This window comes from uncultured Jannaschia sp. (assembly GCF_947494025.1).
Taxonomy (GTDB): Bacteria; Pseudomonadota; Alphaproteobacteria; order Rhodobacterales; family Rhodobacteraceae; genus Jannaschia.
In genome coordinates, this window is the sequence record NZ_CANLTQ010000044.1 from 1 (window position 1) to 15,189 (window position 15,189).

The window sequence follows — 15,189 nt, forward strand, 5'->3', positions numbered from 1 at the left end:
TCCCAAAACTTCAAAGGTTTTGGGCGTAGGGTTTTGTCCCGCTCAAGTCATTGGTTTCGCGTAGGGCAACAGATAGGGAAAAAAACGGCCGTTTTTGTCTGATAGAGACCGACACTTGCGCGCGCAGATACCTTAAATAATGTATGTTGATATTTTGTCAAAGGTATGTATATACCTGACGAGCCTATACTCATACTTTGAAAAGAGAATACCATGAGCGACGTGATTTCAGTGCTTACCTTCAAGTCTATCGAAACGATCTTGGCGGCAGGCGGCACCCAATCTTGGGCTCTTGATCGTAACCGCGCTGCTCGATGCGACTACGTCGTGATCTGCCGCAACGCGAAAACACGTGATCCCGAGGGGCCGGAAGAACACGGTGCAGCATTCATGGTGGGTAAGGTCAAAGACGTAGTGCCTTCTACCGAGACGGAGGGCCGCTGGCTCATCCAAATCAGTGAGTATGCTTTGGTAGACTGGCCAGACGAATGGGAAGGCCGGAACCCTGTGGCCTACTGGAAGGATGACGACTACGAGAATATCGACTTCAAGGTGCTCGATTATCAACCACTTCGGAAGTTGCCCCGAGGCCTCACGATACCCGAAGCCAAGACGGGCCTCGCGCTTGGACTGAACGTTCCCGAGTCTGCCATCGAGATCGTTGTACGGTCATAGAAGGTTTGAGATAGCGACTCGCGGGTTCTGGGTCGGGTGAAACCGCTAAGCCATTCTCTCCAAAGAAAAAACCCGCCGCTAGGCGACGGGCTTTGGCTTTCTTTGGACCTTGAGGGGAGGCATAGTGCCCGCGTTCTCAAAGCTCAGCACTTACATGACACTGAAAGACCTAACAGTCAATGTACCCACCGTTCACAGATGACCAAGAGCATCATCTCCCAACTGTTCTTTCGGCGCCAAGGTTTGCCACTTACCTTAGGTCAGCACGCAATGACAGAACGCGTGCTCTCAATCTGTACCAGTGGAACTTGCAGGTATCGTCTGCGCTGTTGGTTCCTCTCCATGTGCTGGAAGTAGCGTTACGGAACGCGGTTGTAGAAGCCATCGAAGTAGTACACGACGGAGCGTGGCCATGGACACAAGGTTTCATACGGTCGCTGCCTAACCCCAGACCACCCGCCTACAACCCGAAGCGTGACCTTTCGAAATGTTCGAGCGAGCACCCCACGGCAGGCAAGGTCGTTGCTGAGCTCAAATTCGCATTTTGGGAAAGTATGCTGACTAAAAGGCACCAAGCTAGGCTATGGGACAGACACTTTTTTCATGTGTTTCCAGATGCTCCACGCGGCGTCACATCGGACCAGAGACGTTCTGAGCTAAGAGCCGATGTCGAAGAGATCAGGAAGCTTCGGAACCGGATAGCTCATCACGAGCCGATCTTTCCACGAGCGCTTCAGGATGACTTTGATCGAATCTTGCGTTGCATTCAATGGCGGAACGCCGCGACTGCTACTTGGGTAAGGGACATCGAAACAGTTCAGGCTTTCCTTCCGCTTCGTCCCTAGCTGCTGATCAGCGCAGGTCACGGTCTTGGCTAGGGGTTGTGACTGGGTCGCAAAGGACCATTTTTATCCCTTTGCGGTCAGCTTTCCTCCCCGCTGTTCCTAAAAAGGGGCTTGACGCGTTCGCATCAGCCATCCATTATTCTGTGTTACCGCGACGTGAGCACGTCGGGCCGGAAACCCTTGTTGTCTTCGAGCAAGGGGCGGTTACGCGGAGCGAAGGGTTTTCCCGCAGTTCCGTACGCCTAGAGAAGGTTCCAATTTGTGTTGACGCCGCCCTACGTGACACCGGGTTCTGGCTCGGGAAGCGGGGGGAGGAAACGCACGGACTTCAAGTCTTGGCACCTCGGATCGACGATCGTAGCAACTCGCGCGATTGAGGTTCGGTGTTAACCGCCTCGGCGCGCATGCCAAGGACTTGAAAAATGGCAAAATTTGACACCCCGATCCTGCCTCGGCCTGTCGAGGCTTTACCGGAATACGCCGATGCGCGAGCGCGTCGTGCCTTGGCTGAGCGCTTGAGCGACGCCTTTGGACTGTCCGCTGGTGCAGCGACATGCTTAGCCAATGCGGTAGTCGACCCGTCGTCGGTTCGGAAATCCATCGGCGAGCCCGACGACCCGAACGCAGAGCGGATTACCGTTCCCGGCGGACACCTTCTTGGGATTAGGACGCCTGTGTGGGCGCGGAAGGTGATGCCGGACCCACGGAACCCGCGAACGCTTCCGGCACGAAAGCATCCTTTCGCGACCGATCCTGGTGCCGGGCGGGAAGACTCTAAATTCCGTCCGCTTCCGGAACCTCGCACGCCGAAGGATGTCTCGCCTGTCACTGCCGAGCTCGCGGTAGAGATCGAGAACCGTCACCACCTCGATTGGGCCTGCGGGATGGCAAAGACATACGTCCAAGCGAACAACGACTGGCGCTCTTCCATCCGCGCGCACGGGGTAATGGAAGCGATCTGGCTCGTATCTACGACGTACCAGCATGGCGATGGAGCTGATCCGGTTTGGGCCCCGACTAGTGCGGAGGGCTCGTCTCGAACCACGGCCGTTCACGACATCCTCGATGTCAGGTCGGCAGATGTAGCGTACGAAGATGCCGATCCGAAGTTCCGCAGTCACATCAAGCGTCTTAATGAGGCACTTCGGGCAGGAACATTGGCGTCTGAACACGAAGCGATGATGCGATGCGAGGCTGTGCCTGCTCTTGTTATCGTCGCCTTCGAGCCGCACGGGAATAGCACCACCGAATTTCCAACTGCGCTCAAATCGCTCGTGGCACTTCGGCATGTCGACCCGCCGAAACCTTGGGGCGAGGGTCCGGAGAACGAAGCTCTTGCAGACGAAATGCTCGACGAATTCGTGCGACGTCGTCTCATCAGCCCTACAGAGGCCGCCTACTACGCCGGCGGTCTCACAAAAGAGGAGGCGCGTGCGGCGCACCTTTCTGATGATCCCGTGCGTCGGGCAGCGGCTATTGTCGGTCTTGTCACACGCCGCGACCAAGAAATACGGGATGCGATCCGAGCCGCTGTAACAAGCCAATCAACTCGAAAGAAGATCGTACGTAGCCTTGTTAACGATCTGGCAACGGCGCTTATACTCCGTGGGATGGACGATGAGCCTGCTCGGATTGAGCGTGCTCGCCGGTATCTCAAAAAGGGCTTTGGTCAGGCGGTGCACGAGATTGCATGGCAGCCCACCGGACGCGATGTCGATGCCCTCCTTACTGCAGCACTCGCCGAGCTCCGAAAGGCGGTCGAAGACGGTGCCGAGGAAGCCGGTGGAACCTCAACTATTGAACTTGCGGTACGTGCCACTGTGCCGCTGATTACCAAAGGGGCTCTTGTCGGCGACCAAGGCACCACAAATAGCCGGCAACCGGATCGACGCGCTCCGGCTGAAGTAATCGATGTCATGCGGCAAACTCCACAAGGTCTTCACCAGCTCGCCCAGGCGTTGCGCGACTATGAAGCAGGCGTCGCCATTCGTATGGTCGACGAAGACGGTCGCTTGGCCGTGGATGAGGAGAACGGGGACAAGCCCCTGAACGACACGTACCTGCGGTGCGAGTTCCCCCCGCCGGGCAAGTCCAAAGCTCATCGGCTTGGAGACTCACCCGCTGACCACTTCCACAACGCAACCCAAGCACTCGCGAAGGCGTTTGAAGAGGTGGAAAAGGCGTTTCGCGCCCTTCAGGAGGTCGAGGGTGATGACGGACGGCCCTTAGTCGAAGTTAAGGGCGTTCCCCTCCGCGACTGCCAAGCGTGGCGAGACCTATGTCGCGAGATGGACGAGGAGTTCGTCGTCTGGTCCCGGACTTTTCAGCGGGTCAACGGAGTGAAGGCTGCACGGTCGCAACCCGAGGAAGACGACGACGACGACGACGACGACGACGCATCCTATGTTGCTGAGTGACGAGACTTGACCATGTCACGAGCAACCTCACCCTCCGTCCGCCTTACGGTTGCTGATGCAGCATTGGCGAAAGGCATGCTCCTTCGTGGAGATCGGCAGTCGGACATAGCCGCATATTTCGGTGTGAATTCCGGACGCATCGCAGAAATCTCTACACGGCAGGCCTTTTCCCGGGTGTCGGCGGCGCCGGCGAACGATCTTCCACGCCCCGGTCCTTACATCGTACGGAAACTTCTCGCTGGCTGATTAAGCCGCATGATAAAACTAGGAAGAGGGCACTTCAAGGTGCCCTTTTCTCTTAATTTAAGTTCCCCCGGTTTCGCATTTGCCGCCCTTTAGAAAGAACAAATCTAAACCTAGGAACGATCTTCGTTGATGCATCCAATCTCAGAGAGATTCTGTTTTATTACCATCAAGTACCGGACGTAATTAGGTGTGCGATATGCGTGGAAACCGACCAGAGACTTCGTCCAAGTGACGTAATCAGGAATTACAGCTTTAGACTGAAGCAACTCGCTGGTATTTACCCTCCCGCACCAAGCGGGCGACAAGTTCATCGCACTGCCATTCTTCGGGCAAGCTTTCGTTTGATCGCCATCTACGGGGTAGCTGGCTACGCTCGTACAAGGACACGAAGGCTTCATCGCCCGCATCTTCCGTGCATAGGCCTATACGAAGGGACTCCAGTTCTTGGCCCATCCACCGCGCTTCCATCTGGCTGATCAGCCGAAGCAGTGACGCCGCCAAGGGGACAGCGATATACGAAGAACGAATCCGCGGATTTTTTCGTGGAAAGCCCTCTGTGTTTCGACCCGCAAAGGTAGTCCTGATGCTCACGGGGCTATCACTGCGCAGACCCTCCCCCAGGGCAACACCTGCAAGAACGATACTCAAACTGAAACGTGTTCTTGTTTTCCTCACTTCGAACGATCCTCTTCTTCGAAAACTCTTGGCCTCTAGGCAGACACCTATAGCATTCACTCATTGGTATCTCGGGTTATCGTTCTCTGTCACGGTCGCGGCCGGGCGATCGCTCCCGCATGTCTTTCTTTCGTCCCAGGATCGCATCCCGACGATCCCGGTCGCGCTCCTTGCCCTCTCCGGCGTCCTTGCGGAACCTCTCGACCTCGGGTTCCGGCTGTTCCCGGCCGGGCCGTGTCCGCCCGAGGATCGCGTCCCGCCGCGCTCGCTCGCACTCCGGGTCCGCCGCCTCGCGATCGAGATCCACATCCCGCTCCGGCCCTGTCCGGCCCAGGATGGAATCCCGCCGCGCTCGCAAGTCGCGCTCGCGCTCGTCTTCTCCTGACCGCTCGACTTCCCTACGGCCCCGGATGCGTTCCATGGCGCACTCGGCGCGGCTCCAAAGCCCGTCCAGCCGCTCTCGCGCCGCGGCCACGAAGGCCCGCCCGCGCTCCATCAGCTCCAGCCGCAGCTCGAGCTGCCGCCACCCGCGATCGCGCCGCTCCACGTTCCGCTCCGCCGCTGCCCGGAACGCCGTGCCGCGTTCCGTCTCGATCCCGCGCCGCTCCAGCGCCGTCGCGGCCGGTCCGATCTTCGGCTCCGGCTCCCGATCAAAGGACACCGCGTCCCGGTCATAGACGAGCGCCAGCTCCGGCCGCCCGGCCCCGCGCTCCCGGTCGGCCCGGCCGCGCGCTTCCTCGCGCTGCGCCTCCAGCGTCCGGTGGTCGATCCGCTCCGACCGCCCGGCCCGCTCCAGCGCCTGGTTCGCCTCCCGCGCCCAGCTCTCCCGCCAGCCCTGGAGCCGCTCCGGCGCGTTCCAACCCCGCTCCTTCTTTCCGAACCCCTCGCCTGTCAGCTCCCGAAGCGTCAGCATCACGTGGGCATGCGGCTGCTCCCGCCCGTCCCGCGCCCGGCCCTCGTGGATCGCTAGGTCCGCGATCATCCCCCGCCCCACGAACTCCCGCTCCACGAAGCCGCGCACCAGCTCCCGCCGCGCCTCGCGGCTCAACTCCCGCGGCAAAGCCACTTCGATCTCCCGGGCGAGCTGCGCATCCTTACGCCGCTCCACAGCCTCCACTGCGTTCCACAGACGGTCCCGGTCGCGCATCCATTCGGGGGCATTGTCGGGGGCCAGGATTTCCGCATGCACCACCCCGCCCTTGCGGCGGTAATCGTGCTCGATCCCCTGGCGCTCGTCCCGCATCCGGCCCGCGGACCGATACGCCGCCGCGGCCACGGCCGACCGGCCGGTTTTCCGACCGATGACCTTCGCGCTGAGATGATAGATCGCCACGGGAGGCTACGCGTCCGGCAGGGCGGACACGTAGGCCGTCAGAACCGCCGCCATGCGCGCGGCTGGACGACCCGGAGCCTGACGCTCGTAATACGCAACCACGTCCGCATCCAGGAGCAGTTCGATTTCCCTCTCGTTCCCGCTCTCGACCCGCGCTTCGATCTCTGGAACCGCAGCCCGAACACCTGCCCAGAACGCGCCATCCTCCACGGCTTCTTTCTCCCGATCTGTCATTCCGATCTCCCCACGCTGTCCGCTCCCGTTGGGGTTCTCGCGACCCTCTCGTCTGCAGAGCAAGCGCACGTCGCGCAGCGACGTATAAGCGCGCATTTAGTCTTGTCCTCCCGCCATCCTTCTTCCTAACTGCCCCCGCAATCAAGTCCGGAGTTGGCATGTCCCGTGCTTCAGAAGACCCTGAGACCCTCAACGGTATGATCTCTCGAGCCGCCCAGCTTGAGGCGCAGGTGGACGCCAAGGATGCCCGTGTGGCGGTTGTCGCTAAGCGCGAGGAGGACCGGCTGACCTGGCATCTCGGCCGACTGCTTCGGGACGGAATGGAGACCGATCCGGAACTGCGCGCCTGGGTACGTCGCGAGCTGCCGACGCGTCTCACCGAGCGTGACCGGCAGCGAAACCTCTGGGCGCGGCTCTTTCCTGGCGAAAGCACAGTATCTTCGGACAAAACCGCGGAGACCGCCCGATGATGAACCTCGCCCTGACGCCCCGGCATTGGGGTGCGATCGCGGCCGCGCTTCTGTTGGTTGGACTCGGCCCAACGATTCTGCCCGATCTCGTCCCAATCTTTCCCCGAACAGCCACGGCGTTCCCCCTCTTCGGGATCGCCCTGATGTGCGATACCTTCGGAAACGCCGCAGAGAGCCGTAGGACGCTCTGGAAGGTACTTGGCTGGGCAACCCTCGTCGCAGCCTCTCTCGTCGCCCTATGGCCCCTCGGAGACGCTCTGAGCGATATGGCGGCAACCTATCGGATCTGGAATGCCAATGGATGGCCCCTGCCCCGCGCAGCCTGGGAAGCGATCCAGCGGTTCGAGCTCTATTCTGAAATCCAGCGAAGCGCGATGCTCCTCGCTTTCGCGATCGGTCTCATGGGGATCGCCGCAGCGATCGCCCTGCCCCTCGCGCCGCTGATCAATCCGCGCGTCGGCAAGGACCGCGCCGCCCGCTCCGGTCCCTGGCGCGCCGGCTGGATGGCCCCCGCCGACGTGGCCCGTCTTGCCCGTAACCGGACCGGCCTGCCGCTCGCGCACCACGAGGGCCGTCTCCTGCGCTACGCCAAGGACGACGCCAAGGGCTGGCGGGGCGGGCATCACTTGGTCGTCTCCGGCACCCGGGGCGGCAAGGGCGTCAGCGCCGTCATCCCGGCGATCCTGGATCACCGCGGCCCCGTCGTGGCCCTCGACATCAAGGGCGAGAACTTCGCCGTCACGCGCCGGCATCGCCAGAGCCTCGGCCGGCACGTCGCGGTGCTCAATCCGTTCGGCATCGTCGAGCCGTCCGCGGACCAGTTCAATCCGCTGGACTACATCCGGCCCGACGAGCTCGCCCGCGACGTGGGGCTCCTCGCCGATGGCCTGGTCCGGCCAGAACAGGGCGACGGGTCGCATTTCGCGGACATGGCCCGCAACCTGGTCGCCGCGGCAATCGAGGTGGTCGTCACGCAGGAGGAGCCGGAACGGCGCAACCTCGTCTCCGTCGTCGACCTGCTGCTCTCGGACGATATTGACGGCACACTTCAAGCTTGGGCCGAGAACCCCGGCCTGGTCGGGCACCGCCCGGCCCAAACCGCCGCCACGATCCTGCGCGCCGGCGACAAGGAGCGCGGCGGCATCCAGACCTCCGCCTCCAAGGCCTTCAACTGGATGGAATCCGAGGCCATGCGCCACTTCCTGGCGCGCTCCACCTTCCGGCTCGACGATCTCCTCGACGACAAGCTCGATCTCTTCATCGCCGTGCCCCTCGACCAGATCGACCGGCAGGCCGTGTTCATGCGGCTCTTCACGAACCTCGTCCTGGGCACTGTCGTGCGCCAGGACGGTCGCCGGAAGGTGAAAGCCCCGATCCTCCTCGTCCTCGACGAGTTCGTCCGCATGGGCCGGATGGAGCAGGTCCTGAACATCGCCAACGTCGCCGCCGGCAGCGGGATCGAAGCGCTCTTTGTCACCCAGGACACGGGACAGGTCGAAACCGCCTACGGTCGCAACGATGCCCGCAGCATCTTCGGCTCCTGCATCACCAAGCGGCTCTTCAATCTCAACGACATCGACACCGCCGACTGGGCCGCGCGTCACCTTGGAGAGAACACGGTCTATTCCCAGCAAAGGAAAGAGCCCAGCAAGGCGTTCGAGCGCCAGGATCTGTCCTACTCCGAACAGCGCACCTGTCTCATGACAGCCGAGCAGATCATGGGGATGAAGGCTGACGAGCTTCTCCTCCTCGTTGGCAACCGTAGCCCTCTCAAGGCCAGGCAGAACCGCTACTACGAGCAACGTACCTACCGGGGGCAGTACGACGACAACCCCCTGAATTGAGACTTATCCACAGGCCTGTAGGTGTTAAATAGGTGTTAAATAGGTGTTACGGGTGTTTTTAGGGCGCTTTTATAGCATAATAACAGGTACTTGACGGATACCCCGGTGTGTGAAATATCGAAGTTTGGTGTGTGAAATATCGAAGTTTGGTGTGTGAAATATCGAAGATCTTGACTCCAGTGTGTGAAATATCGAAGGTGACTTATGGTGGGTGAAATATCGAATAAAGCGTTCGGCGAGGTAGGGCGATCACCCCTGCTTCCTGACCGGCATCCGACTCCCGATTTTTTCGTCTGCGATGTCTTCGACGCCGTCCCGAAGGGCGACTTGGCTTCGATGGAGCATCCGATTTTTTCACTCTCGACCAAGCCGGATACACGCCTCCGCCGATATGAGCAGGGAGGCCAGTTCGTCGAGGTGACCCCGTCCATAAAAGGGCTGGCGACTGTCCATGATCGAGACATCCTAATCTATTGCATCAGCCAGATTATTGGAGCTCTCAACGAAGGGCGTAAGGTAGATCGGATCGTCCGCCTTAAGGCCCGTGACCTTCTTACCGCGACGAACCGCATGACGAACGGCCAAGCCTATGAGGGGCTCAAGACGGCGCTCGAAAGACTCCGCGGTACGACGATCAGCACAAACATCAAAACCGGTGGAACGGAGACCTTAGATGTTTTCGGCCTGATCGAGCGTGCGCGGATCGTGCGGGAGACCCGGGATGGCCGTATGCAGGATATCGAGATCGTCCTCTCGGACTGGGTTTTTAACGCTATTGAGGCCCACGAAGTCCTTACCCTGCACCGCGACTATTTTCGGCTGCGCAAGCCCCTGGAGCGGCGGATGTACGAGTTGGCTCGCAAGCACTGCGGGCACCAGTCCGAATGGTCGATTGGGTTGGAAAAGCTGCGCGAGAAGTGTGGGTCGAACTCGACGCTGAAGGAATTTCGCCGTCTAGTTCGGAGCATCGTCGAGCAGGACCGGGCTCATAGCCACATGCCCGACTATGCGGTCAATCTTGTTGAGCGGTCGAACGAGGTCGAGAAGGTTGTATTCGTCAACCGCCAGACGATGGATCGACGCAACTCCTACACCACCTCTGATCTTCCTCCCCTTTCGGGAGACGTCCACGATGCTGCACGTCAGATCGCACCGGGATGGGACGTTCATGCAATCGAACAGGAATGGCGCAGTTGGTGCGCCGGTAAGGCCTGCACTCCGCACAACCCCTCCCAGCATTTCCTTAAATTCTGCATGAGTTGGGTGGAGCGACGCGGATAGGCATGACGGCTGCCGGCCCGACCGTCCACTCCAAGCTTCTCTAAACGTTACAAGGCGCAACGCGATGGTTTATTGCATGGTTGCATGCAATAAACCATCGCGCCTTTTGGGCAACGCGCTATCCATCATTTGCTCCTCCGCGCAAATGATGGATGACGCAAAGGCGTCTCCGCGCCATGCTGCAATGCATGAGAGGCTGCAAAGGCCCGAACCAGAGTAGAGCAGGATCAATGACCTATGTAATTGGAATGATCTCCCAGAAGGGAGGAGTCGGGAAATCCACGCTTGCCCGGATGATGGCGCGGGAATTCGTGGCGGGCGGCCTTACGGCAAAGATCGCCGACCTCGACACGCAGCAGCAAACATCGACCTACTGGGCCGGCCGCCGTGCCGAGGCTGGCCTAAAGCCGGAAGTGCAGGTGCAGAGCTTTGCCTCCGTGGCCTCGGCGATCGCCGACACGCCGCGCTTCGATGCGATGATCCTCGATGGGAAGCCGAATGCCTCGACCCAGACGCTGGAGATCGCCCAGGCGGCCGATCTCTGCGTCATCCCGACCGGGCCCACGGTGGACGACCTGCATCCGGGTGTCGTCCTCGCCCACGGGCTGCGCAAGAAGGGCGTGGGCGCCATCGTCTTCGCGATGGTCAAGACGACCGCCTCGGAGCGCGAGACGGAGGCTGCCCGTGCCTATCTCACCCAGGCCGGTTACGAGGTCCTCTCCGGCGAGATCCCCGTCTCTACGGCCTACGGCCAAGCAGGCGACGTTGGCCGTACGATTACAGAGACGTCGTTTCGCACCCTTAATGCCCGGGCTACGATGCTTGCACAGAGTATCATTGACCGAGTAGCCGACATCCAGGAGGTGGCGTGATGTCCACCAACCTCGCGCGCCTGCGCAAGCCTGCACCGAAAGGGAAGGGTGCACCGCCGGCTCCAGAGGCCGCGCCCGAGATCATTGCGGCTGACCTGCGTCCCGAGAGTGCACCGGCACCCGAGCGTCAGCGTCCTCTCCAGGTTCGCGTTCCTGAAAGCGTCTTCGCCGAGTTCTCTGAAAGGGCAGGGCGAGAGTTCGGCTACACCCACGGCGGCAAGAAGCAGCTCTTCCTGAAGATGTGGGAAGCCTACAAGGCGCAAAGTTCAAAATAATGCAAAGCGCTTTGCATGCATCAATGCAAACACGGATGATATCATGCCTGCATTGATGAGCGACGGGCCGCTTCGGGTGTTCTTCTACTCCAACGAAGGCGACCCTCGCGAACCGCCGCATGTCCATGTCATCGCAGGCCGTGACGAAGCCAAGTTCTGGCTAACACCAGAGGTCTCCATGGCGTATAATGATGGCCTGAAACCCAAGCTCCTTTCCCGCGCGTTGCGCTTGGTGGAGGAGAACCGCGCCGAGTTTGAGGAGGCATGGCATGAGTATTTCGCCTGAAGCGGTGCGTTTCGACGAGGACGTAATGTGGGTCGAGTTGAGCGACGGCCGCACGATCGGCGTGCCACTCGCGTGGTTCCCACGACTCCTACGCGCCACTCCCGTCGAGCGCGAAGCCTTTGAGCTCAGCCGCCGAGGTCTGCACTGGGAAACCTTGGACGAGGACATTTCTGTCGCCGGCCTGCTAGCGGGGCAGGGGGATCGGACAGGCCAAGGCGCGCAGGCGGCGTAGTTTTCTAGAAACCAGTCAGTCCAACCATAAAAGGCGTTATCACACAACTGCGCCGCTCTGACTGTAGCTATCCCCAGATTTTTCACACTATATATAGTATCTTGTTGACGTTGCGTGTCGACATGTCGACACTCATGTTTAGGAGGTGCTCAACATGGCTGACACTCATCAAACACCGCGCAAGATCGTCGGCATTTCCATGTCGCCAAGCATGGCCGTGGAAGTGAAGGAAGAAGCGGCAAAGCGGGAAATGTCTTTGCGTAAGCTCTTCGAGGAGATGTGGGCGCTCTACAAGGAGAACAAGAAGTCGTAATGCCCGTTAATCTCGACAAGCCGCAAAACTGGAAGGCCGACATCGCGCAGTCGGTCGATATGTACAATCAATGGTTCATGGATTTTGCCCCGAAGGCGTTCCGGGATACCCGCATCGATGCAACCAAGAGTGTCGAGACGGCGCTTGCCAATACGGCAAACCTGACAGACGTCACGCCTGACATCCTGCGGCAATGGCCGGGGGTTCTACCGACCCTCCGCATGTCCACCTGCCCGCCACTGGCAGTCGACCGTCTCATAGGGCTGGCAGGTGTCTCTTCCTCGCTTGTGAAAGCTATGGAGCAGCACCAGCGGTTGCCGCCGCGGATGAAAGCCTCATTGCTCGCGGACGACTTGGAGAAGATCGGAACGATCATCGAGAAGATGGCTGATCCTGACATCTTCGTCTGGATTGGGCGAACGGAAGCTGCGACCGAGACGGAGATACACCGTGCAGCGACGATTGTCGCAGATAGACTGTGTGGCAGCGTCGCGAACCCGATTATTCGCAACGCACAGGAGCGTCGCCAGCTCGCTTATGTGGCCGAGTGGCTGGAAGCGCGGGGCTACACCAGGCTACCTGACGGTTATAACGGCACCTTCCGAGAGATGCCGCCCGGAACGTACTCGTTCCGCATGAACGTCCCTGTAGGAGGCGAGAACGGCGGCAAGACGATCAACATTCCGGTCGATGCAGTCATCATGCGCCGTGAGGCTCAAGAGGGAGAGTTCCCGCTCCTGGTCGAAGCCAAATCTGCGGGTGACTTCACCAACACAAACAAGCGTCGCAAAGAAGAGGCGCAGAAGATCAACCAGCTGCGGAACACCTACGGGCCGAACGTTGAATTTATCCTGTTCCTCTGCGGCTACTTCGACAGCGGTTATCTTGGCTATGAAGCCGCTGAGGGCATTGATTGGGTGTGGGAGCACCGGATCGACGATCTTGAGGGGTTTGCGCTATGAGTGGCCGCCCGGACATCGAAGCCTTGGAAGCGCACCGCCTCGATCTCCAAGCGAAGCTTGACGGGGGCAAGACCTCCGATGACCGCAACCGGATGGGGCAGTTTGCGACACCGACTGCGCTCGCGCGGGAAATCCTCTCTCATGGCCTCCGCCTACTGCCAGAGAGAGAGAAGATCAGGTTCCTCGATCCGGGCATTGGTACGGGCTCGTTCTACTCCGCCCTGCGGGCTGTCGCGCCCGAAGAGCGCATCGAAACCGCCGAAGGGTTTGAGATCGACGCCCACTACAGCGAGCCTGCCCGTGCGCTCTGGCAGGAGACGCCGCTCGATATCCGTCTGGAAGACTTCACTAGGGCGAAGGCGGCAGGGCAGGGGGCTAATCTTCTGATCTGCAACCCGCCCTATGTTCGGCATCATCACTTGGACGGCCCCGAGAAGGCAGAGCTGCAACACCGCACCGAAGACGCCTGCGGCGTGAAGATCAACGGGCTGTCGGGGCTATACTGCTACTTCATGGGGCTCTCGCACCCCTTCATGGCCGAAGATGGCATCGCCGCCTGGCTGATCCCGAGCGAGTTCATGGGCGTCAACTATGGCCGGATGCTCAAGCGTTACCTGCTCGAAAAGGTCACGCTCCTGCAAATCCATCGCTACGATCCGGCGGACGTGCAGTTCGATGATGCGCTCGTGTCGTCTGCTGTGGTGTGGATCAAGAACACGCCGCCGCCGCACGAGCACAGCGTGACATTCTCCTATGGAGGCACCTTGGCGAAGCCCGCAATCTCTCGTGAGGTTCCTGCGGCAGAGCTTGCCAATGAATCTAAGTGGACCCGTTATCCGCAAGCGGAGAAGGCCGCTCAGAAGGCCGACATCACGCTCGGCGACCTCCTCGACATCAAACGCGGCATCGCCACAGGCGATAACAGCTTCTTCATCATGGATCGTGACCAGATTGAAGAACGTGGCTTGCCGATGAAGTGTTTTCGACCTGTCCTGCCTAGCTCGCGCTACCTGCCCGAAGATGAAATCAGGTCCGACGCGAACGGCTGGCCGCTGATCGACAAGCAGCTCTTCTTGCTAGATACTCGCTTCCCCGAAGACGAGATCGCGCGAATATACCCCGCACTCGCTGCTTATCTTGCCACTGGAACCAAGGGCGAGAAGGCGGTGTCCGGGCGGTATTTGTGCCGCGCGCGCAAGCCCTGGTACGCGCAAGAGAACCGTCCTGCTGCACCGATCATCTGCACTTACATGGGCCGAAGCAGGGCAGGGGGGAAGCCGTTCCGCTTCATGCTGAACCACTCTCAGGCGACCGCCTGCAACACCTACCTCTTGCTATACCCCAAGCCGCTACTGGCGCAGGCAGCGAAGAAAAACCCTGATATCATGCGAACAGTTTGGGAGTTCCTGAACGAGATCGACTCGGATGAGCTCTTGGGGCATGGCCGCGTCTATGGTGGGGGCCTGCACAAGCTCGAACCGAAGGAGTTACGCGGCTTTCCGGCAGATGGCCTGATCGCCCGCCTGCCCGAAATCAAACCACTAAACCAGCAACTCGGACTGTTCGAGAAGGCCGTCGCTTAGCTACCCCATCACGCTCTCCGAACGGTCTTCACGCTGACGCGAAAGAGCTGCGCGATCTCTGAAAGCCGGCGGCCTTCCTCGTCCCTCATGCGGCGCACCTCGTCGCGCTGAGCGACTGAGAGAGCAGGGGGCCGACCTCCGACCCTGCCGCGCTTCTTCGCGGCCTCCAGCCCCTCCTTGGTGCGCTCCGAGATGCGCTCGCGCTCGAACTGCGCGATGGAAGCGAAGACGTGGAAGATCAGGCGGCCTGTGGGCGTGGTGGTGTCGATGTCCTCGGCCAGCGACCGGAACCCACTGCCGCGCTCCTTGATGGCCTCCACGATGTCGAGAAGGTCACGCAGCGACCGTGCGAGGCGGTCGTACTTGGTGACGACGATCACGTCTCCTGGGCGGAGCTGATCGAGGAGCTGGTCGAGCTGGGGGCGCTTCCTGATCGAACCGCTGATCTTGTCCGCGAAGACGCGCTCCGCGTCTGCTGCTTCAAGGGCGTCGGTCTGTGCATCGAGGAGCTGGTCGTCTGTCGAGACGCGGGCATATCCGAAGATCATGCTTTCATGGTGCCATAAACGTCCCAAAACTTCAAAGGTTTTGGGCGTAGGGTTTTGTCCCGCTCAAGTCATTGGTTTCGCGTAGGGCAACAGATAGG

At 60.3% G+C, this 15,189-nt stretch carries 15 protein-coding genes; 12 read left to right on the forward strand and 3 right to left on the reverse strand.

Annotated elements, in window-relative coordinates; all coding sequences use genetic code 11:
• Positions 1–213 precede the first annotated feature (213 nt).
• A complete protein-coding gene (locus Q1B08_RS19775; RefSeq protein ID WP_299822654.1) occupies positions 214–675 on the forward strand; it encodes a hypothetical protein in 462 nt (153 codons plus the stop codon).
• Positions 676–1,942: 1,267 nt separating this feature from the next.
• On the forward strand, positions 1,943–3,937 hold the full coding sequence (locus Q1B08_RS19780; RefSeq protein ID WP_299822657.1) for a hypothetical protein: 1,995 nt from the start codon (positions 1,943–1,945) through the stop codon (positions 3,935–3,937).
• Between the two features lie 997 nt (positions 3,938–4,934).
• Here Q1B08_RS19780 and mobQ read toward each other — a convergent pair.
• Complete coding sequence (gene mobQ / locus Q1B08_RS19785; protein ID WP_299822659.1) at positions 4,935–6,191, reverse strand: MobQ family relaxase; 1,257 nt, start codon at positions 6,189–6,191, stop codon at positions 4,935–4,937.
• Between the two features lie 6 nt (positions 6,192–6,197).
• Complete coding sequence (locus Q1B08_RS19790) at positions 6,198–6,521, reverse strand: hypothetical protein (protein ID WP_299822662.1); 324 nt, start codon at positions 6,519–6,521, stop codon at positions 6,198–6,200.
• A gap of 62 nt (positions 6,522–6,583) precedes the next feature.
• On the opposite strand from Q1B08_RS19790, the gene Q1B08_RS19795 reads away from it, so the two are divergent.
• The 10 genes from Q1B08_RS19795 to Q1B08_RS19840 all read left to right on the forward strand — a co-directional run bounded on the left by Q1B08_RS19795 (position 6,584) and on the right by Q1B08_RS19840 (position 14,543).
• Positions 6,584–6,895: a hypothetical protein gene (locus Q1B08_RS19795; RefSeq protein WP_299822663.1), complete on the forward strand. Its 312-nt coding sequence runs from the start codon at positions 6,584–6,586 to the stop codon at positions 6,893–6,895.
• Complete coding sequence (locus tag Q1B08_RS19800) at positions 6,892–8,739, forward strand: type IV secretory system conjugative DNA transfer family protein (RefSeq protein WP_299822666.1); 1,848 nt, start codon at positions 6,892–6,894, stop codon at positions 8,737–8,739. Before Q1B08_RS19795 ends, Q1B08_RS19800 begins: the two co-directional genes overlap by 4 nt.
• Positions 8,740–8,946: 207 nt before the next feature.
• Positions 8,947–10,020, forward strand: coding sequence for a replication initiator protein A (locus tag Q1B08_RS19805; RefSeq protein ID WP_299822669.1), 1,074 nt, complete (start codon positions 8,947–8,949; stop codon positions 10,018–10,020).
• A gap of 248 nt (positions 10,021–10,268) precedes the next feature.
• A complete protein-coding gene (locus tag Q1B08_RS19810) occupies positions 10,269–10,892 on the forward strand; it encodes a ParA family protein (protein WP_299822690.1) in 624 nt (207 codons plus the stop codon).
• Positions 10,892–11,167 carry a hypothetical protein gene (locus Q1B08_RS19815; protein WP_299822671.1) on the forward strand — a complete coding sequence of 92 codons (276 nt, stop codon included), beginning with the start codon at positions 10,892–10,894 and terminating at the stop codon, positions 11,165–11,167. The genes Q1B08_RS19810 and Q1B08_RS19815 overlap by 1 nt, the downstream gene beginning before the upstream one ends.
• Positions 11,168–11,210: 43 nt before the next feature.
• Positions 11,211–11,453, forward strand: a complete 243-nt coding sequence (locus Q1B08_RS19820; protein ID WP_299822673.1) for a DUF4160 domain-containing protein — start codon at positions 11,211–11,213, stop codon at positions 11,451–11,453.
• Positions 11,437–11,685, forward strand: a complete 249-nt coding sequence (locus Q1B08_RS19825) for a DUF2442 domain-containing protein (RefSeq protein ID WP_299822675.1) — start codon at positions 11,437–11,439, stop codon at positions 11,683–11,685. The genes Q1B08_RS19820 and Q1B08_RS19825 overlap by 17 nt, the downstream gene beginning before the upstream one ends.
• A gap of 154 nt (positions 11,686–11,839) precedes the next feature.
• On the forward strand, positions 11,840–11,998 hold the full coding sequence (locus tag Q1B08_RS19830) for a hypothetical protein (protein ID WP_299822678.1): 159 nt from the start codon (positions 11,840–11,842) through the stop codon (positions 11,996–11,998).
• On the forward strand, positions 11,998–12,960 hold the full coding sequence (locus Q1B08_RS19835) for a XamI family restriction endonuclease (RefSeq protein ID WP_299822681.1): 963 nt from the start codon (positions 11,998–12,000) through the stop codon (positions 12,958–12,960). Before Q1B08_RS19830 ends, Q1B08_RS19835 begins: the two co-directional genes overlap by 1 nt.
• Positions 12,957–14,543, forward strand: a complete 1,587-nt coding sequence (locus Q1B08_RS19840) for a hypothetical protein (RefSeq protein WP_299822684.1) — start codon at positions 12,957–12,959, stop codon at positions 14,541–14,543. The genes Q1B08_RS19835 and Q1B08_RS19840 overlap by 4 nt, the downstream gene beginning before the upstream one ends.
• Before the next feature lie 8 nt (positions 14,544–14,551).
• Here Q1B08_RS19840 and Q1B08_RS19845 read toward each other — a convergent pair whose 3' ends face one another.
• Entirely contained in the window at positions 14,552–15,091 is a 540-nt protein-coding gene (locus Q1B08_RS19845; RefSeq protein ID WP_299822687.1) for a recombinase family protein, read from the reverse strand.
• Positions 15,092–15,189: the final 98 nt, after the last annotated feature.